Origin of the sequence: Bacillus sp. NMCC4 (assembly GCF_002998555.1) — a bacterium.
GTDB lineage: Bacteria > Bacillota > Bacilli > Bacillales > Bacillaceae > Bacillus.
The window spans coordinates 268352-286328 of sequence record NZ_PVRA01000004.1 but is presented as its reverse complement, the minus strand read 5'-3'; the positions used below and the strand labels follow the sequence as shown (position 1 = coordinate 286328).

Sequence of the window (17977 nt, the reverse complement as noted above, 5' to 3'; positions counted from 1 at the left end):
GGAGTTCGGCAATTACTTGCTCATGCATGTCATGACAGAACTTGACATAATACGGCTAAACCAACGCCGCCACCGCTTCCAATAGCAGCCATGACATAGCTTCCATTTGGTAAAGCGCGTGCTTCGTAAAATAGTCTCACCATCATAGCAGCTCCCGATGCGCTGTATGGATGACCAAGACAAAGTGCACCGCCTCTTTTATTGATCCGGTCATAAGGAATACCAAGCGTACGAGCAATCAGCGCTATTTTCAGAGCAAAGGCTTCATTGATTTCAAACAGCGCTACATCCTCTGCCTTAATTTTCTCTTGATCTAGAAGTTTCTTGATCGCATCAATCGGCGCAGCAGCTGGAAAATGTGGATGCATCGCCGTCACAGCACTTCCAGCATATCGCAGCATCGGCTGAAAATCATTCGCCTCCGCTAACGCTCTTTCCATCACAACGACCGCTGCTGCCCCGTCTGCTTCTTTGCAGCTATTGGCGGCAGTCACAGTTCCTTTTCCCGGTGAAAATACAGGCTTTGCCCGCTGGATCAGCTTCTCCATCGGTCTTATTTTAGCGGCCGCTTCATCAATGCTCAGTCCGCTAATCGAAACAATTTCCTCTGAATATGTACCACGTTTGATTGAGTCTATACTTCTTTCCCAGCTTAATTGCGCATAATCATCTTGTTCTTTTCTTGTCACAGAAAATCTCGAGGCGGTCAGCTCTGCTGCTTCGCCCATAGCCGGATCTCCTATCCATTCAGGTGAAAAGCGGGCTCTTTCTTTCATTGGTGATCTGGAAATGCTCTCAGTCCCGCCAGCGATATACATTGAACCTTCCCCTGATTGAACCATGACGCAAGCTGTTCGAATTGCTTCAAGACCAGAGGCACACTGCCTATCAATCGTCATACCAGGAACGTGCAAAGAAAGCCCTGCTTCTAATGAGGACAGACGGGCCATATTTCCGCCGCCTCCTACAACATTGCCTAATATGACGTCGTCCGGCGTCATCCCTTGAGACAAATGCTGAATAAGGGGCGCGGCTAATTGCTCTGGACGATAATCCTTCAGCATCCCGTTTTTATCACCGAAGGGTGTCCGTTTTGCTTGTACGATTACTGCTTGCATGACAACTGCTCCTCCGCCCACTTTTTCATGCTGGCACGTGCTATTTTTCCCCCAGATGTTTCAATCATTTGATCAATGACAAGCCATTTTTTAGGCATCTTGTAGGCAGCCAATTTTTCTTTGACAGCTTGCCGAACCGTCTTTGTCTGCTGTCCTTCTTCAATAATGGCAACAGGAATTTCACCCCAATATGGGTCAGGAACGCCAACCACAATCGACCGCTTCACCTCGGGCTGTTCATTTAGCACGCGTTCAATTTCCTCCGGAAAAATATTCAGCCCCCCATAGACGATCATGCCATTCTCACGGCCGCTCATATACAAATAGCCGTCTTCATCCATCCAGCCCATATCATAAACTGTCAGCCACTCCTCCGGCGGTTTCACCTCATGTAAGTAGCCTGAAAAAGACATTGGGCTCTTCACATAAATTCTTCCTGTCTCATTTGGCTGGCAGACAGATTGATCGGCCCGCCTCACTTCAACTTGAATGGAAGAAAAGGGTCGTCCGACAGAAGAAGGTTTTTGCAGAAAGTCATTTGAAGATAAGTAGGAAACAAAGCTTAACTCTGATGTGCCGTAAAAATCAAAAAAAGTGACATGCGGATAGTTGGTGACAAGTTGTTTTTTTGATGAGATGCCCCAATCTGCTCCGGATGATATGACAAGAAGCGGGTTATCTCCCTCAAAAACATTAATTTGCAGTAACGATTCTGTCATTGTCGGGACAGTATACATAACAGTGATGTCTCCTGTCTCTAAAGCTTTCTTTGCTTTCACTGGCGTGAATTTTTCTAAAAGCGTCACTGTGCCGCCAAAGTATAGGGTACTGATGGCACCATATAAAAAGTGAGAGGATAAGAGTGTGCCTGCTATAAGAACATGATCTTGATGAGTGATTCCAAATGTAACCGCTGTCGTTCGAAAGCTTTCGATCCATGACTGCTGACGCCTGATAAAGGCTTTAGGTGAACCCGTTGATCCTGACGTAAATCCCATATAAAAGACAGGGTCGTTCTCGCTGTCGCTTTTGTTATATGGACCTTGTGTGATCAGGCTCATTCTTTCCTTCCATTCAGATAAAGAAAAAACCGGCATGTCTACGCTGTGTTTTTCAAATCTTTTCATATATCGATCCTCTATAATGACGAGAGCTGCCTCACTTAACAAAAGCTTTTCTACACATTCCTCATGGCCCCATCTCGGATCAAGCGGGATAGCTGTCCAGCCTGCACAAGCAGCGCCAGCAAATATTTGCAAGAAAGAAGCACCATTTGATAATAAAAAAGCGACTCTTTTTTTCTCATGAGCCGTTCGTTGTAGCCATTGTGCCGATGTCTGGACACGTTCATACCACTCTTGATAAGTGACCCTTTCTTTTCCATCAATGATGGCGATATGATCTGGGTTCATTTCTGCATGTAATGCATAGCTATCCGTTATTCTGTTCAAACCGCACGCCTCCCTTTATGCACATCCCTTTTTCGATATGACATGGCCTCAATGATTTTCACCGTGAGAACGGCACACATGCCCGCTTTGATGAGATCACCTGGAATATAAATCAGACTAAGAAGAGCTGCCTGAGTGACCTTTATATCCATCATCATGGCTTGAAAAGGAATGCCGCATAGATACAAAATTCCAATACTGCATACCGCAAAGATCATAAAAAGACGCAGAGCGGTCACTTTTTTTAGTCGGTTCAGCCAAAAACTGATCATAAGAGCAGCCACTGGATAAGCTAATAAAAAACCTCCGCTTGGTCCAAAAAAGACTCCTATTCCGCCTCTCCCACCAGACAAAAGAGGTGCGCCTGCTGCCACAACTAAGAGGAACAGAAGTAAACTGATCAGTGCCTGTTTTGGTTTTAACAGCCCCCCAGCAAGCAAAAGACCTGCCGTTTGCAATGTGATTGGTACAGGTGTAAACGTAAGAAAAATCGGCGGGATCAACCCTAACATTCCGATAACCGCTGTCATTAACGCCATTTGCATCATATCTTGAATTTTCAACATTCATGCCCCTCACTCATTCGTTATTAAAATTAGAGTAAAAGGTACAGTTTATTATGTCAACATAAAATAAAATAAAGTTAACATATTGATCGTAAAAAAAGACCTGTGAAGAAAGATCACCAAGATCCGTTCACAGGCCTTTTATTCGTTCTATTCTTCGTCTTCTTCTTGATCTAAGAACGTATTTAACGTTTCTTCAATCATGTCCCACTCTTCATCCGTTTCAATAGGCTCTAGCTCGCCATCTTCACCGTCTTCGTTCGGCGTGAAGCTTGATGCATGAATTTCAATTTCTTCATTGTCTTGCTCAGAAATTGGGTAGTAAAGAACATATGATTTGTTAAAATGGTCGCTTTCAAAAGTAAATAGTACTTCGCAAAGCTGTTCATTTCCATTATCATCAACGATTGTAATTTGCTTTTCTCCGTGTTCCATTTGATTCACCTCATTTTAATTTAAGCTGTCTAAATACCCTTGCAGGATCATAACAGCCGCCATTTTATCAATGACTTTTTTACGCTTTTGTCTGCTCACATCTGCAGAGATGAGCATTTTTTCCGCTGCCATTGTCGACAGACGCTCGTCCCAAAGCACAACAGGAACATTGTACGTGTTTTCTAACACTTTCGCAAATAATTGGCTGGCTTCGCCTCTAGGACCGACCGTACCGTTCATATTTTTTGGAAAGCCAAGTACGATTTTATCCGTTCCGTATTGCGCGACGATCTCAGACAGGCGGCTGAGACCGAAGTCTCCGCCTGCTTCATCAATTTTAATTGTTTCTATCCCTTGCGCTGTCCATCCCATTTCATCACTGATCGCAACACCAAGGGTTTTCGTGCCTAAATCCAAGCCTAAAATTCTCATGTTTTACGCCTCTTTATGTGTCTCTAAGTACGATTTAACCAATTCCTCAATTAATTCGTCTCGTTCTAGTTTACGAATTAGGTTGCGTGCATCCTGATGTCTTGGAATATAAGCAGGGTCGCCTGACAGCAAGTATCCGACAATTTGATTGATCGGGTTGTATCCTTTTTCTTGGAGTGCGTCATATACTGTAATGAGCACTTCATTCACATTGGTTTCAGCTGAATCATCAGAGAAGTTAAACTTCATTGTCTTATCAAATGAACTCACTGCTTCTTGCACCTCTCTTCCAACATTCTACTAGCAAGCTTTTTTCTAACCGCTCATCTAATACCATTATTCTACACTACATCGCCTGATTATAAAACGGATTTGACAGATTCTTCGACAGTTGCCAGTGCTTCTTCTAGCTTTTCCGGTTGTTTACCGCCTGCTTGTGCCATGTCTGGACGTCCGCCTCCGCCTCCGCCGCAGATTTCAGCTGCCTGCTTCACAAGTTTCCCTGCATGCAGACCTTTTTCGATGACGTCTTTTGTTACTCCTGCTGAAATGTTTACTTTTCCGTTTTGAACGGCTCCGAGCACAATGACAGCTGATCCTAATTTGGCTTTTAAGTCATCAACCATTGTTCTTAAATGGTTCATGTCTTTCGCGTTTACTTTTTCAGTTAACACTTTCACTCCGCCGATTTCTGTCACTTTCTCTAAAATAGAGCCTGCTTCAGCCTGGCTTAATTTTGCAAGAAGAGATTCGTTTTCTCTTTGAGCCTCTTTTAAATCTGCCTGCAATGCGGCGATACGTTTTGGTACGTCTTTCGTATTTGACTTCAGCTCACTCGCTGCCTGTTCTAAAATGGCCAGCTGGTCATTTAATTCTTCGTATGCACCTTTACCAGTCACAGCCTCAATCCGGCGTGTTCCAGCACCAATACCCGATTCAGACGCAATTTTAAACAACCCGATTTCCGCCGTGTTTTGCACGTGACAGCCGCCGCATAGCTCGATGCTGTAATCGCCTACCTGGACCACGCGGACAATATCGCCATACTTCTCGCCAAAGAGCGCCATTGCACCCATTTCTTTTGCTTCAGCAATCGGCTTCAGGTCAATCGCAACAGAGATGCCTTCCCAGATTTTTTCGTTCACGATTTTTTCAATCTGAGACAATTCTTCTTTTGTCACTTGTCCAAAGTGAGAGAAGTCAAAGCGAAGTCTGTTTTCATTCACCAATGATCCCGCTTGGTTCACGTGGCTGCCCAATACATCTTTTAGCGCCTGATGCAAAAGATGTGTCGCTGTATGGTTTTTCACAATGCCTTTTCGAAGAGCTGATTCCACTTCTGCAGTGACTTCAAGTCCTTTTTTGGCTGTACCGCTTACAACCACTCCCTCATGGACATGCTGACCGTTTGGCGCCTTTTTCACATCTTTAATGTCGATGATGACTTCAGCGCTTTTTAATGTCCCTTTATCAGCCACTTGTCCGCCGCTTTCCGCATAGAAAGGTGTTTCATCTAACAAGATTTGTACCGTATCGCCTTCATGTGCTTCTGTGACAATTTCACCATTTTGAAGCAATTCGACAATGTGGGCATCTGCCGTTAGATTTTCGTAGCCAACGAATGTGCTTTCTACTTTAATATCTCCTAGAGCGCCGCCTTGAACCTGCATACTGCCGACATCTTGTCTCGCTTTTCTTGCACGTTCACGCTGCTTCTCCATCTCAGCCTGGAAGCCTTCTCGATCCACTGTCATGTTCTCATCTTCTGCGTATTCTTCTGTCAGCTCGACAGGGAATCCATACGTGTCATACAGTTTAAAGACATCTTCACCTGAAATCTGCGTGTTGCCTTTGTCTCTTTCTTTTTTGATGACTTCTGACAAAATAGCTAACCCTTCGTTCAGTGTTTCATGGAAACGTTCTTCTTCATTTTTGATGACTTTCGCAATAAATTCTTCTTTTGCTTGTACATCTGGGTAGAAATCCTTCATGATTTCCGCCACAACTGGAACTAGGTCAAACATAAACGGGCGATGGATGTGAATGGTTTTTGCATAACGCACTGCACGGCGAAGCAAACGTCTTAACACATACCCTCGGCCTTCATTGGAAGGAAGCGCTCCATCACTTACAGCAAAGGCAACCGTCCGGATATGGTCAGCAATGACTTTAAATGCTGTATCCTTTTCCTTTGTCTCGCCATAGCTTTCTCCAGAGATGGTTTCAACTGCACGAATAATCGGCATGAATAGATCTGTATCAAAGTTCGTTGGTACGTTTTGAATGACGGATACCATTCGTTCAAGACCCATCCCTGTATCAATGTTTTTCTTCGGCAGCGGCGTGTATGACCCATCTGGATTATGGTTAAATTCAGAGAACACAAGGTTCCACACTTCTAGATAACGCTCATTTTCTCCGCCAGGATATAATTCTGGATCGTTCATGTCGTCACCGTATGATTCGCCGCGGTCATAGAAAATTTCCGTATTCGGTCCACTTGGGCCCTCGCCAATATCCCAGAAGTTTCCTTCAAGACGAATAATACGTTCTTCAGGAACACCGATTTTATCTCTCCATAGAACATACGCCTCTTCGTCCTCTGGATGGACAGTGACAGATAACAAATTCGGGTCAAAGCCAATCCACTCGTCACTTGTGAGGAATTCCCACGCCCATTCAATCGCTTCTTCTTTAAAATAATCACCAATAGAGAAGTTGCCGAGCATTTCAAAGAACGTATGATGGCGTGCTGTCTTTCCTACATTTTCAATATCATTTGTACGAATTGATTTTTGCGCGTTGCAAATACGCGGATTTTCAGGTACGACGCGGCCATCAAAGTATTTCTTTAATGTTGCCACGCCGCTGTTGATCCACAAAAGTGTCGGATCATCATGCGGTACGAGTGACGCACTCGGTTCTACAGCATGTCCTTTTTCTTTAAAAAAGTCTAAAAACATTTGGCGTACTTGAGCTGAAGTTAAAGTTTTCATTCAAAAATCCTCCCTTATCATTCATCAATCTCCACACAAACGAAAAAACATCCCGCCCTATGCAAGCACAAAACGACTTACACAGGGACGAGATGCTCTCGCGGTACCACCCTGATTATAGACCTATTCGTCTATCACCTTCACATCCGATAACGCCGGAAGAGAGCGGCAGTGTTTATCTGCACTCGGGACTAGCTTCCGTTAAAGGTCTGATAAGGCTTTTCTCAGCAAAATAAAGCCTCTCTCTGCAACAGCTTTTTAACGTACTCGGGTCCGTCATTGAATTCAGTATGTATGAATCGAAATTATTATAGACAACTCGGCTCCTCTTGTCAATGAACGCTTCGTCTCATGAGGATATATTGCACAATGATCACCCTGATTATAGCAGCTGTAGGTACCGCTAAAATCATCCCAATTAAGCCAAATAACTCTCCTCCTGCGAGCAAGACAAGCATAATGACGACAGGATGCATATGGAGACTTCTCCCTACGATGATCGGACTGAGGACGTTGCTTTCTAAAAATTGCAGCACTGCTACTGTGATCAGCACAATAATAACCGATTTGACCGAGATGGTAAACGCGATAAAGACAGCGGGAATCGCGCCAATAATCGGTCCAAAATACGGAATGACATTCGTTGCGCCAATCAGCATACCAAGGACAAGCGGATACGGGATATGAAACAGCCAGAGCACAATGGCTGCTGCACCGCCGATTAAGGAACAGACAAGCAGCTGCCCTCTAATATAATTACCAAGCGATTCATCAACTGCTTTCACAAACGCATGCCCCCTCTTTCGAAATGAGGGCGGCGTTAAATACCATGCAGCCCGCTTCATCGTATTCATGTCCTTCACCATATAAAAAACAAGAAAAGGAATGAGCGCTGCAACTAATGCGTAATCAAGTAATACTTTACAGCTAAGAATCATCCGCTCAGCGCCGTTAGCTGCATATGTCTCCGATTGGACAATCAAACGGTCCAGCCTGTCGTGAAGTCCGTCGGGCCAATGGCTAGTATGACGATGAATATGAGATAAGGCGCCATTATACGTTTCAGCAAGCACAGGAATTTGTTCTGACAGCTCATTTAACTGCTTAATCATGACAGGTGCCCCTTTATAAACCGCAAGCCCAATCCCGCCAAAAAACAGTACATAAATCAATAAGAGACTAACAGTCCTTGGTAAGCCCCCCGCGTGCAATCTTTCCACTATCGGATAAAGCAGATAAGAAATAAAAATAGCAATGAGAAGCGGAATCAGAACCGCCTTTAACAACAAAAAAATAGGCATCCATAACTCGTCGAGCTGCAGTAAAATGAGCAAGGATGCAAGGACAAGCAGGACCCCTGCAGCATATATCAGAAATTGGATCGGACGTTTCTTCACCTTTTTCACCTCTTTTCTTATTGTTTAACCTTCTTCTGCAATTATCCATGTAAATAAAATTTGTCCTAACTTTGTTAAAAATGAATACACATGAAACATACAGCTCCATCAAAAGTCACTAAAATATCTCCACTGAATATTCCATCATGTACAAGAGGAGGTTTTTCATGATCACATTCGAAGAAGTCAACAAGCATTATGGCCAGTTCCATGTACTTAAGGACATTAACCTACATATTCAAAAAGGTGAGGTGGTCGTGATCATCGGTCCTTCAGGATCAGGTAAAAGCACGATGCTCAGATGCATCAATCGTCTTGAAAGCATTGATGAGGGAAAGGTACTCGTCAACCAAGTGCCTGTTCAGCATCCGAAGACCAACATTAATCTTGTCAGGCAAAATATCGGGATGGTGTTTCAGCATTTTCATCTCTATCCTCATAAAACGGTGCTTGAAAACATTATGCTTGCGCCAATGAAGGTGAAAAAGGTGAGCAAGGAAGAAGCGAGGGAAACAGCCGAATTTTATTTACATAAAGTCGGCATTCCTGATAAGGCTGACGCCTACCCTTCAAGACTCTCAGGCGGACAGCAGCAGCGTGTTGCCATTGCAAGAGGGCTTGCGATGAAGCCAGAGATCATGCTGTTCGACGAACCGACATCGGCACTCGACCCAGAGATGATTGGAGAGGTACTAGATGTGATGAAGCAGCTCGCCCGAGAAGGAATGACCATGGTAGTCGTCACACATGAGATGGGGTTTGCCAGGGAAGTGGCCGACCGCATTGTCTTTATTGATGAAGGCAGAGTTCTTGAAGAGTCAACACCGGCTGCATTTTATGAGAAACCGCGTGAGAAACGCGCTCAGCTCTTTTTAAGCCGTATTTTAAATCACTAGGGGGAAAGATTTGATGAAAAAAATGAAACGTATTGGCCTACTACTCTTTATGACTTGCTGTATTGCCGCTTTAGCTGCTTGCGGCTCTGCTGAAAAAGGCTCGACGAATGCAAAGCAAGGAAGCTCTTTAGAAGCCATTCAGAAAGACAAAAAAATCATATTCGGGGTCAAGAATGATACACGTCTCTTCGGTCTAAAAAATCCTAGCAGCGGAGATATCGAAGGATTTGATATCGATATAGCAAAAGCCATCGCAAAGGAAATGCTCGGTGATGAAGGAAAAGCAGAATTCAAAGAAGTGACATCGAAAACGAGAATTCCTTTACTGCAAAAAGGAGATATTCATGCGATCGTCGCAACCATGACGATTACCGAAGAGCGTAAAAAAGAAGTCAATTTCTCAGATGTTTACTTTGAAGCAGGACAATCACTGCTTGTGAAAAAAGGAAGCGACATTCAATCGATTGATGATCTTAAAAAAGGGACGAAAGTGCTTGCAGTGAAAGGATCTACTTCTTCTCAAAATATCCGCGAAAAAGCACCTGAAGCGTCTGTATTAGAATTTGAGAACTATCAGGAAGCTTTTACAGCTTTAAAATCAAACCAAGGGCAAGTGCTGACAACTGATAATGCGATCTTATTTGGTATGGCAGATGAGGATTCAAATTACGAAGTCGTCGGCGGCACCTTTACAGATGAGCCTTATGGCATTGCTGTAAAGAAAGGGGATCAGGAATTAACAACTGCGATCAATAAAGCCCTAAAAACCTTAAAAGACAATGGAGAGTATGACAAGATTCATCAAAAATGGATCAAAGAATAACCGTTTGACTTGTTAAGACCTATTATCTTAGGGTGAGCCGCTCATTGGCTCCCCTGTTGATCAGGAAGGAAGTGAACTGATTGCTGCGGTTTTCCATTCTCACTGAAAACTTCAATCTTTATGTAGAAGGCTTTAAATATACCATTGGTGCAAGTGTCATTGCTTTGATTGGAAGCTTTTTGATCGGTACACTCATTGCCATTATGAGAATTGCGCCACTCAGGCCGCTCAACTGGTTAGGAACGGCTTATGTGGAATTTATTCGGAATATTCCGTTATTATTGATCACATTCGTTTTCTTCTTTGGTTTACCCGTGCTAGGTATTGTAGCAGATGGCTTCACCGCTGGCACCATTGCCCTTGCCATTTATACGTCTGCCTTTATTGCTGAAGCCATTCGCGCAGGGATACAAGCTGTACCGCTTGGACAAATGGAAGCCGCCCGCGCTTCAGGTCTATCCTATGGCGGGACGATGCGGTATATCATTCTGCCGCAAGCGATTAAAATTGTCATTCCCCCTCTTGGGAATCAATTTATTAACCTTGTCAAAAACTCCTCTATTTTAGGTGTCATTGCAGGGTTTGATCTCATGTATCAAGGAGACCTCATCGCTTCTAGAACATTTGTGACATTTGATGTCTACATCTTTGTTGCCATGTTCTATCTGATATTAACAATTCCGCTCAGTATAGGCGTTGGTTATTTAGAAAAAAGATTAGCAAGAAGCCACTAGAAAGGAGGAAACACCATGGATTTTCTAGGTGCCTACCAGCCTGATCATCTCGCCTTTTTACTTGAAGGATTTGCTGTCACCTTAAAAGTGGCTTTTATCTCCATCATTTTGAGCTTTCTCATTGGATTAGTCATTGGCACATTGCGGTTCGCTCAAATTCCGGTTTTATCAAAGATACTTGCAGTCGTCGTAGAAACCATTCGAAACCTGCCGCTCTTATTGATCATCTTTTTTACGTATTTTGCACTGCCCGAAATCGGCATTAAGCTGAGCATTACAGCCTCGGCTATTGCAGCTTTAACCGTATTTGAATCAGCGATGCTGTCAGAAATTATTCGAAGCGGTTTAAAATCAATTGATAAGGGGCAGATCGAAGCAGCCAGGTCTTCTGGTTTAACCTATATTCAAACGTTAAAAATGATTATTATGCCGCAGGCTTTACGCCGTATGGTGCCGCCAATTGTCAGTCAATTCATCTCTCTTTTAAAAGATACGTCGCTTGCTGTTGTCATTGCACTTCCAGAACTATTGCATCACGCTCAAATATTAAACGGTCAGAGCCAATCTTACTTACTGCCCATCTTCCTATTAGCGGCGATGATGTATTTTGTCGTCAATTTCAGCTTATCACTACTTGCACGCCGATTAGAATACAGGCAGGCGTAAAAAAGGACATCCGCTTTTGGCGGATGCCTTTTTGTTTACATCATTCTCATAACACGTTTTCTTAGCTTTTTCATATCCCGCTTTGATGGCATATCATATCGACTTGCAAAGTGATATGCGAGTGCACCTGCACCAAGCGTTAATAGTGAAGAAGTCATTTTGCCCATTCGAAATTCCCCCTTAACACTTATAGTTGAATTGAACGTTCATCATCACTAAACAGATCATCTAAGCTGCTTAGTGTCCCGTCTTCTTCCACTTGGTGTGTAGATATTTTGCCTTTTGACAGCGTCAATTCAATAAAACAGCCCCAGCAATAATATTGATTGACCCCAATTTTTCCGATGTCTTTACATTTGCAATTTGGGCAAATGAGCATAATCAGCACCTCTTTACGTTCGGTTTAGAACAAGTGCTTCCTTTTGAACGTTGATCAAGGTTCCGGCAGCCTGCAGCTGTTTTCGAATCCCTGATAGCTCTGTAAAGAAGCCGTCCGAGAGTTCATATGCTACGATTGTGCCCGAATTTGTGCAAAAGTATACATCTTCCAAAATGCCTAAATTTTCACCCTCAGGTGACTGCATCATTTTCTTTTTCAATTTCGAAAATAAGAAGGATGGGGCAGAGGAATCCATGCCTACTCCCTCCTGGCAGCTCACATATAAGCCTTTGTCTGTCAGCTGATCACCAGCAGAGAATGGAATGAGTGCACAGTCTTTCTTTTTCCCATCTAACACATATCCTCCGCAGCTGCCTCCGGCTAATAAGCAAATATCTTTAATGGAACCAAGTGAATGAGACAGCTCACCTGTATAGATTGACATTCCTTCAAGCTCTCGACATGTTCTCAAAATGTGCTCAACCACCTTTTGCGGAACAGTCTTATCGTGTGCGTTTGCTTCGATACTCATACGAAGAAATGGCTTCCATGAACGTAATATGAGGATTTCTTTTCACGCTAAAAAGGCTCCCGTATGGAAGCCTTTTATTCATGCATAAAATCAAACGGAGTGATTCCCTCCATGCCAATATTTGCGTCATGTACGCTAAACGGAAGCTCTTTTTGGAGCGCTGCAAGCTCCGCATCCATAACTTCATCAGTTTGCATCAGCCGCATCGTTAAGGACGTTTGTCTGAGCGAATCCTCATTGTTTTTCACACCCCACTCCAGCGCTGATTCCTCGCCGCACAGGATTAAAAACTTTTTACTTCGTGTAATAGCTGTGTACAGCAGATTTCGCCGCAGCATTCTGTAGTAGCTTCTCACGACTGGCAGCACAACGATTGGGAATTCACTGCCTTGTGATTTGTGGATGGAGCAGCAATAGGCATGTGTAAATTGATGAAAATCCTTTTTTGTAAAGGTGATTTCATTCCCATCAAAGGAGATCACAGCCATGTCTTCTTTTTCCGTGTTTTCTTTCGCATAAAAAATCGAGACAATTTCGCCGATATCACCGTTAAAAATATTATTTTCCGGCTGATTCACAAGCTGAAGCACTTTATCACCGGTCCGGTACACCACATCACCAAACGGGATTTCTCTGCCCTTTGGTTTTTTTGGATTCAAAATGTGCTGCAGCATTTTATTGAGCTCATTAATGCCTGCTTTCCCTTTATACATTGGCGCAAGCACTTGAATGTCTTTTGCTGAATAGCCTTTTTGAGCAGCATTGCTGACGACTTTCTCAATCACTTCTTTCATTTGATCAGCTGAGCATTTTATGAAAGATCGATCCTTTGAACGTGCGGTAATATCTTTTGGCAGGACGCCATTTTTCATATCATGTGCAAGTTCAACAATGCTGGAGCCGTCTGCCTGCCGGTAAATATCTGTCAGTGTAACAGCTGGTACGGCTTGTGAGGCAAGTAAATCCCTTAACACTTGGCCTGGTCCGACAGATGGAAGCTGATGTTCATCTCCTACCATGATCACTTGGATATGATCAGGAATCGCTTTAAACAAGTGATTCGCAAGCCAAATATCCAGCATACTTGATTCATCAATGATGACAAGCTTTCCTTCAATCGGCTGTTCCTCATCATGCGAAAAGCCCTCTGATCCGTTCCAGCCGAGCAAACGGTGAATGGTTACAGCTGGAAGCCCTGTTGATTCTGTCATCCGTTTAGCTGCTCGTCCAGTTGGCGCCGCAAGCACAAATGGAAAGGATTCATCTTTTTTGTAATCACTCGGATCAAGAGATACACCGTGAAGATCGCTGTAAAGCTCAACAATCCCTTTAATGACCGTTGTCTTCCCAGTCCCAGGTCCGCCTGTTAAAAGCAGCATCGGGGACATGAGTGCCTTTTGAATCGCTTCCTTTTGTGTCGGCGCATACTGGACGCCCAGCCGTTCCTCGAGCTCGCCAAGTGCGAGCAGGAATTCTGATTCAGGGAATTGATCTGCATATTCCGTTTGGGAGACGATTTTTTGTATTCGTTTGGCGACACTTTGCTCCGCATAAAATAAGGACGGATGATAGCAGCGCTCATCTTCAATGATCATCTCTTTCCCTTCGCCAAGTGCAATGATCTGATTGGCGACATCCATTTCCGTCACTTTGTACTCATTGCCTGTCTGATTGAGCAGCTTGCGGGTTTCAACGATCAAATCTTTCGTTTGTATGTACGTATGACCGTCCTGAAGACTTGCTGTTTCGACTGTATAAAGCAGGGCTGCACGGATTCGCTCTGGGTCATTTCCTGAGATGCCGGTTCTAGCGCCAAGCTCATCCGCCTTAATAAATCCGATCCCTTCGACATCCTTGACGAGCTGATACGGGTTTTCCTCAATCTTTTGCAGCGTTTCACTCTCGTACACTTGGTATATCTTCATGCTGAGCTGAGGACCAAAGCCATATTGATTCAGGCTGATCATGATTTGTTCCAATCCTTGATGTTCCTGGAGCGCTGCAGCCAGCTTATCTGCCTTCTTTTTTGATAAGCGCGGAACATCATACAAAACAGCTGGGTCACGCATAATTTTATGAAGCGTCTGGTTGCCAAGCTGCCCCACAATTTCTTCCGCCGTCTTTTTCCCTATCCCCTCAAATAAATCACTTGAGAGATAAAGAATGATTCCTTGCTTCGTTGTCGGTACTTCCTTTTGAAAATGAGTGGCCTGAAACTGTTCACCAAATTTCGGATGGCTTGTGACTTTGCCATAGAAGGTGTAAGTTTCTTCCTCATGAAGTGCTGGGAAGTAGCCTGTGACAGATGCTGTTTTTTCCTCTAAGTTTTCCGATGTTTCAATGACTTTCACCTTTAACACCGAGTATAAATTACTTTCATTATGGAAAATAACGGCTTGAACTGTCCCCTTTAAAAACGGTTCGTCCTCAAGCTTCATTTGATCTGGATGTTCCTGCACAGGTCTTCCCTCCTTCCGTCTATTCTGCCTCTTGAATCAGCTTTTGCGCATGTAGTGCCAGCATATGGTCAGGCTGCACGTCAATGGCTTTTCCTAGCATCTCAAGTGCTTCGTCTTTTTTCTCTAAGTATGCATACGCAACCCCTAAATTATAAAAGGCATCTGCATGCTGCGGATCACGCGCGACCACCTCGGTAAAGGTTGTCACCGCTTCTTCCAGCAATTGTTCATTGGCTAAGCACATGCCAAATTGGAATCTTGCTTCATTATCTTCTTCATTCAGTTCGATGGCACGCTGAAGATAGGGCATCGCAAGCTTCGGCTGCTCTAATTTGATGAGCGTCTGCCCCAGCATATAAAATAAATCACTATTTTCCATGCCAGCTTGTAGTGCTTGTTCAAAATAGTCTTTTGCTTTCATAAAGTCTTCTTTTAATGTGTATACATTTCCTGCCCCGTAATAGGCTGCAGCTGCGGCGTGATCAAGTTCAATGGCTTTTTGAAAGAAGTTTAACGCACGTTCAAATTCATTGATGCTTGAAAGCAAGTTCGCAAAGTTAATATATGGAACCGGGTCTTTTGGGCTTTCTTCAATGGCTTTCGTAAAAGCTTCAGCTGCTTTTTCGATGTTGCCTTGATTTAAGGCTTCTATGCCAATTTCGTTATGATTCATTCGCTCTCTCATCCTTTCATTAAAAAACCTCAACAGCGACGTTGAGGTTTTGAAAACATGTTACACATACGACAGCTTTTGACCGTCCTTAAAAACATCGTCAATTGTTCCGCCGCCAAGGCATTCGTCGCCATCATAAAAGACAACTGCTTGTCCTGGAGTCACAGCACGAACGGGTTCATCAAAGATGACCATCGCTTCTTGCTCACCTGTCATTTTGACCTTCACATGGTGATCTTCTTGACGGTATCTGAATTTGGCTGTGCATGTTAATTCACCATTTTCGCCGACAATATGAGGACGAGTCCAGCTGATATTGACGGCTGAAATGCTTTCAGAATATAAAAGTGGATTGTGGAAACCTTGTTCAACAAACAAGATATTTTGTTTCAAGTCTTTTCCAACGACAAACCAAGGATCACCGCTGCCGCCAATGCCAAGACCTTGGCGTTGACCGATCGTGTAATACATCAGTCCATCATGTTCACCTTTGACTTCTCCGTCCATTGTCTGCATCACGCCAGGCTGCGCAGGCAAATATTGACTGAGGAATGTTTTAAAGTTTTTTTCCCCAATAAAGCAAATACCAGTTGAATCTTTTTTCGTTGCTGTTGCGAGCTCTGCTTCTTTTGCCAATTCACGAACCCTTTTCTTCTCTAAATCTCCGATTGGGAACATGACTTTATCAATCTGTTCCTGAGTCAGCTGATTTAAGAAATACGTTTGGTCTTTGTTGGCATCAAGACCCCTTAGCATTTTGACTTCATCACCAGTTCTGTCGACGCGCGCATAGTGGCCTGTTGCTAAATAATCTGCACCGAGTGACAATGCATGCTCGAGGAACGCTTTGAACTTAATTTCTTTGTTACACATGACATCTGGGTTTGGCGTTCTGCCCGCTTTATATTCATCAAGGAAATATTGAAACACTTTGTCCCAATATTGCTTCTCGAAATTCACCGCATAATAAGGGATTCCAATTTGGTTACACACGCGGATGACATCCTCATAGTCCTCCGTTGCTGTACATACACCATTTTCATCTGTGTCATCCCAGTTTTTCATAAATATGCCGATTACATCATAGCCTTGCTCCTTTAACATAAGAGCAGCAACTGATGAATCGACTCCTCCGGACATACCGACCACAACTCTTGTGTCTTCTGGTCTTTTTGTCATCTTCATCAACTCCATTTTCAATGAAACAGCATGTGCGTTTCGTTCTTCAGGTGCCTGGCTGTTTCATTTTTCACACACGAACAAAAGAGGAACGTTTATTTGGCTAAGCGTTTGACAACAGCTGCTATCTTGCGTGCCGCCTGTTTCACATGATCCTCTTCATTCCCAAGACCGAAGCTTATTCTGACTGAGGACGTCAGCTTGTCTGCTTCTTCGCCATACATGGCGCTTAACACGTGCGAAGGAAGGACGGATCCAGCCGTACATGCAGATCCACTTGAAACAGCAATTCCTTCCATATCTAAATTCACAAGTAACGATTCGATGGAAACGCCCGGGAAATGAACATTTAATATATGAGGCAATGTCTCTTTCGGGTGCCCATTGATAGAGAAAGTAAGTGATTCCTCTTCGAATACTTGCAGCATGATTTCTTTGAGCTTACCATAATGCATGGCTTTTTCTCTTCTATTTTGCTTCGTTATTTGAACAGCCTCTGCAAGTCCCACGATCCCTGCCACATTTTCAGTGCCAGCACGGCGTTTTCTTTCTTGTTCTCCTCCGAATATTTGCGGAGAAAGTTTCACGCCTTCGTTTACATATAAAAAGCCTGTTCCCATTGGACCATTTAGCTTATGGCCAGAAGCAGATAAAAGATCAATATGAAGGTCTGCTACATCGATTGGCATTGTTCCAAACGCCTGCACGGCGTCTGTATGAAAATGAGCAGTGTGATTGTGTAAAAGCTCGCCAATGTCTTTGATTGGCTGAATCACACCTGTTTCATTGTTGCCGTACATGATGGTCACAAGAATCGTATCATCTCTCAGTGCTTGTTTTAGTTGTTCAAGATGAATCAATCCAGTTTCATCCACATCTAAATATGTCACGTCAAATCCTAGCTTCTCTAGGCGTTCACATGTGTGCAGCACCGCATGATGCTCTGTTTTTGCTGTGATGATATGTTTTCCTTCATGCTGTCTTGCCATGGCCACACCTGTAATCGCCAGGTTGTCCGCCTCTGTCCCTCCGCTTGTGAGGATGATCTCCTGCGGTTTACAGTGTAATTCTCCTGCAATCACTTCTCTTGCTTCATCGAGCCACTTTCTTGCCTCGCGCCCATATGAATGAATACTAGAGGGATTGCCAAATATCTCTGTAAAGTAAGGCATCATCTTGTCCACAATACGCTGATCCATCGGCGTTGTGGCCGCATGATCTAAATAGATTCGTTCCATTTC

19 protein-coding genes and 1 other annotated feature are annotated in these 17977 nt (G+C 43.7%); of the genes, 4 read left to right on the top strand and 15 right to left on the bottom strand.

Annotation, left to right across the window (positions count from 1 at the left end; all coding sequences use genetic code 11):
- Positions 1 to 29 precede the first annotated feature (29 nt).
- The 8 genes from C6Y02_RS11150 to C6Y02_RS11115 all read right to left on the bottom strand — a co-directional run bounded on the left by C6Y02_RS11150 (position 30) and on the right by C6Y02_RS11115 (position 8395).
- Positions 30 to 1118 (bottom strand): acetyl-CoA C-acyltransferase, encoded by a 1089-nt coding sequence (locus tag C6Y02_RS11150; protein ID WP_106031253.1) that lies wholly within the window; start codon positions 1116 to 1118, stop codon positions 30 to 32.
- On the bottom strand, positions 1106 to 2569 hold the full coding sequence (locus tag C6Y02_RS11145) for an acyl-CoA synthetase (RefSeq protein ID WP_106031252.1): 1464 nt from the start codon (positions 2567 to 2569) through the stop codon (positions 1106 to 1108). The genes C6Y02_RS11150 and C6Y02_RS11145 overlap by 13 nt, the downstream gene beginning before the upstream one ends.
- Positions 2566 to 3135, bottom strand: coding sequence for a biotin transporter BioY (locus tag C6Y02_RS11140; RefSeq protein WP_223256541.1), 570 nt, complete (start codon positions 3133 to 3135; stop codon positions 2566 to 2568). Before C6Y02_RS11140 ends, C6Y02_RS11145 begins: the two co-directional genes overlap by 4 nt.
- Before the next feature lie 150 nt (positions 3136 to 3285).
- On the bottom strand, positions 3286 to 3570 hold the full coding sequence (locus C6Y02_RS11135) for a DUF1292 domain-containing protein (RefSeq protein WP_034321391.1): 285 nt from the start codon (positions 3568 to 3570) through the stop codon (positions 3286 to 3288).
- A gap of 15 nt (positions 3571 to 3585) precedes the next feature.
- A complete protein-coding gene (ruvX, locus tag C6Y02_RS11130) occupies positions 3586 to 4002 on the bottom strand; it encodes a Holliday junction resolvase RuvX (RefSeq protein WP_034661502.1) in 417 nt (138 codons plus the stop codon).
- Positions 4003 to 4005: 3 nt separating this feature from the next.
- Positions 4006 to 4272, bottom strand: coding sequence for an IreB family regulatory phosphoprotein (locus C6Y02_RS11125; RefSeq protein WP_024718370.1), 267 nt, complete (start codon positions 4270 to 4272; stop codon positions 4006 to 4008).
- Positions 4273 to 4361: 89 nt separating this feature from the next.
- Entirely contained in the window at positions 4362 to 6998 is a 2637-nt protein-coding gene (gene alaS, locus C6Y02_RS11120) for an alanine--tRNA ligase (RefSeq protein WP_106031251.1), read from the bottom strand.
- 80 nt (positions 6999 to 7078) lie between these two features.
- Positions 7079 to 7287: a binding site (T-box leader), on the bottom strand.
- A 43-nt stretch (positions 7288 to 7330) separates the two neighbouring features.
- A complete protein-coding gene (locus C6Y02_RS11115; RefSeq protein WP_060596856.1) occupies positions 7331 to 8395 on the bottom strand; it encodes an AI-2E family transporter in 1065 nt (354 codons plus the stop codon).
- Between the two features lie 167 nt (positions 8396 to 8562).
- On the opposite strand from C6Y02_RS11115, the gene C6Y02_RS11110 reads away from it, so the two are divergent.
- The 4 genes from C6Y02_RS11110 to C6Y02_RS11095 all read left to right on the top strand — a co-directional run bounded on the left by C6Y02_RS11110 (position 8563) and on the right by C6Y02_RS11095 (position 11514).
- A complete protein-coding gene (locus C6Y02_RS11110) occupies positions 8563 to 9291 on the top strand; it encodes an amino acid ABC transporter ATP-binding protein (RefSeq protein ID WP_106031250.1) in 729 nt (242 codons plus the stop codon).
- A gap of 13 nt (positions 9292 to 9304) precedes the next feature.
- Positions 9305 to 10114 (top strand): transporter substrate-binding domain-containing protein, encoded by an 810-nt coding sequence (locus C6Y02_RS11105; RefSeq protein WP_066030605.1) that lies wholly within the window; start codon positions 9305 to 9307, stop codon positions 10112 to 10114.
- Positions 10115 to 10194: 80 nt separating this feature from the next.
- Positions 10195 to 10848, top strand: coding sequence for an amino acid ABC transporter permease (locus C6Y02_RS11100; RefSeq protein ID WP_106031249.1), 654 nt, complete (start codon positions 10195 to 10197; stop codon positions 10846 to 10848).
- 15 nt (positions 10849 to 10863) lie between these two features.
- Complete coding sequence (locus C6Y02_RS11095) at positions 10864 to 11514, top strand: amino acid ABC transporter permease (RefSeq protein WP_003216394.1); 651 nt, start codon at positions 10864 to 10866, stop codon at positions 11512 to 11514.
- A 35-nt stretch (positions 11515 to 11549) separates the two neighbouring features.
- Here C6Y02_RS11095 and C6Y02_RS11090 read toward each other — a convergent pair whose 3' ends face one another.
- From C6Y02_RS11090 to C6Y02_RS11060, 7 genes are all read right to left on the bottom strand, one after another.
- Positions 11550 to 11681 carry a YrzQ family protein gene (locus C6Y02_RS11090; protein ID WP_003216198.1) on the bottom strand — a complete coding sequence of 44 codons (132 nt, stop codon included), beginning with the start codon at positions 11679 to 11681 and terminating at the stop codon, positions 11550 to 11552.
- A 20-nt stretch (positions 11682 to 11701) separates the two neighbouring features.
- A complete protein-coding gene (locus C6Y02_RS11085; RefSeq protein ID WP_003216308.1) occupies positions 11702 to 11893 on the bottom strand; it encodes a hypothetical protein in 192 nt (63 codons plus the stop codon).
- 13 nt (positions 11894 to 11906) lie between these two features.
- The gene (locus tag C6Y02_RS11080) at positions 11907 to 12425 is read right to left on the bottom strand and encodes a PRC-barrel domain-containing protein (RefSeq protein ID WP_045209900.1); all 519 of its coding nucleotides are present in this window, start codon (positions 12423 to 12425) and stop codon (positions 11907 to 11909) included.
- Positions 12426 to 12499: 74 nt separating this feature from the next.
- The gene (recD2, locus tag C6Y02_RS11075; RefSeq protein ID WP_106031248.1) at positions 12500 to 14884 is read right to left on the bottom strand and encodes an SF1B family DNA helicase RecD2; all 2385 of its coding nucleotides are present in this window, start codon (positions 14882 to 14884) and stop codon (positions 12500 to 12502) included.
- Positions 14885 to 14903: 19 nt separating this feature from the next.
- Positions 14904 to 15557: a tetratricopeptide repeat protein gene (locus C6Y02_RS11070; protein WP_034661516.1), complete on the bottom strand. Its 654-nt coding sequence runs from the start codon at positions 15555 to 15557 to the stop codon at positions 14904 to 14906.
- 60 nt (positions 15558 to 15617) lie between these two features.
- Positions 15618 to 16736, bottom strand: a complete 1119-nt coding sequence (gene mnmA / locus C6Y02_RS11065) for a tRNA 2-thiouridine(34) synthase MnmA (RefSeq protein ID WP_106031247.1) — start codon at positions 16734 to 16736, stop codon at positions 15618 to 15620.
- A gap of 95 nt (positions 16737 to 16831) precedes the next feature.
- Complete coding sequence (locus tag C6Y02_RS11060) at positions 16832 to 17974, bottom strand: cysteine desulfurase family protein (protein ID WP_106031246.1); 1143 nt, start codon at positions 17972 to 17974, stop codon at positions 16832 to 16834.
- Positions 17975 to 17977: the final 3 nt, after the last annotated feature.

Coding starts and splice junctions, on each gene's coding strand:
- C6Y02_RS11140 (WP_223256541.1), bottom strand. CDS start 3,135: ATGTTGAAAATTCAAGATATGATGCAAATGGCGTTAATGACAGCGGTT.
- C6Y02_RS11080 (WP_045209900.1), bottom strand. CDS start 12,425: ATGAGTATCGAAGCAAACGCACACGATAAGACTGTTCCGCAAAAGGTG.
- alaS (WP_106031251.1), bottom strand. CDS start 6,998: ATGAAAACTTTAACTTCAGCTCAAGTACGCCAAATGTTTTTAGACTTT.
- C6Y02_RS11090 (WP_003216198.1), bottom strand. CDS start 11,681: ATGGGCAAAATGACTTCTTCACTATTAACGCTTGGTGCAGGTGCACTC.
- C6Y02_RS11105 (WP_066030605.1), top strand. CDS start 9,305: ATGAAAAAAATGAAACGTATTGGCCTACTACTCTTTATGACTTGCTGT.
- mnmA (WP_106031247.1), bottom strand. CDS start 16,736: ATGACAAAAAGACCAGAAGACACAAGAGTTGTGGTCGGTATGTCCGGA.
- C6Y02_RS11095 (WP_003216394.1), top strand. CDS start 10,864: ATGGATTTTCTAGGTGCCTACCAGCCTGATCATCTCGCCTTTTTACTT.
- C6Y02_RS11085 (WP_003216308.1), bottom strand. CDS start 11,893: ATGCTCATTTGCCCAAATTGCAAATGTAAAGACATCGGAAAAATTGGG.
- C6Y02_RS11110 (WP_106031250.1), top strand. CDS start 8,563: ATGATCACATTCGAAGAAGTCAACAAGCATTATGGCCAGTTCCATGTA.
- C6Y02_RS11150 (WP_106031253.1), bottom strand. CDS start 1,118: ATGCAAGCAGTAATCGTACAAGCAAAACGGACACCCTTCGGTGATAAA.
- C6Y02_RS11070 (WP_034661516.1), bottom strand. CDS start 15,557: ATGAATCATAACGAAATTGGCATAGAAGCCTTAAATCAAGGCAACATC.
- C6Y02_RS11060 (WP_106031246.1), bottom strand. CDS start 17,974: ATGGAACGAATCTATTTAGATCATGCGGCCACAACGCCGATGGATCAG.
- C6Y02_RS11135 (WP_034321391.1), bottom strand. CDS start 3,570: ATGGAACACGGAGAAAAGCAAATTACAATCGTTGATGATAATGGAAAT.
- ruvX (WP_034661502.1), bottom strand. CDS start 4,002: ATGAGAATTTTAGGCTTGGATTTAGGCACGAAAACCCTTGGTGTTGCG.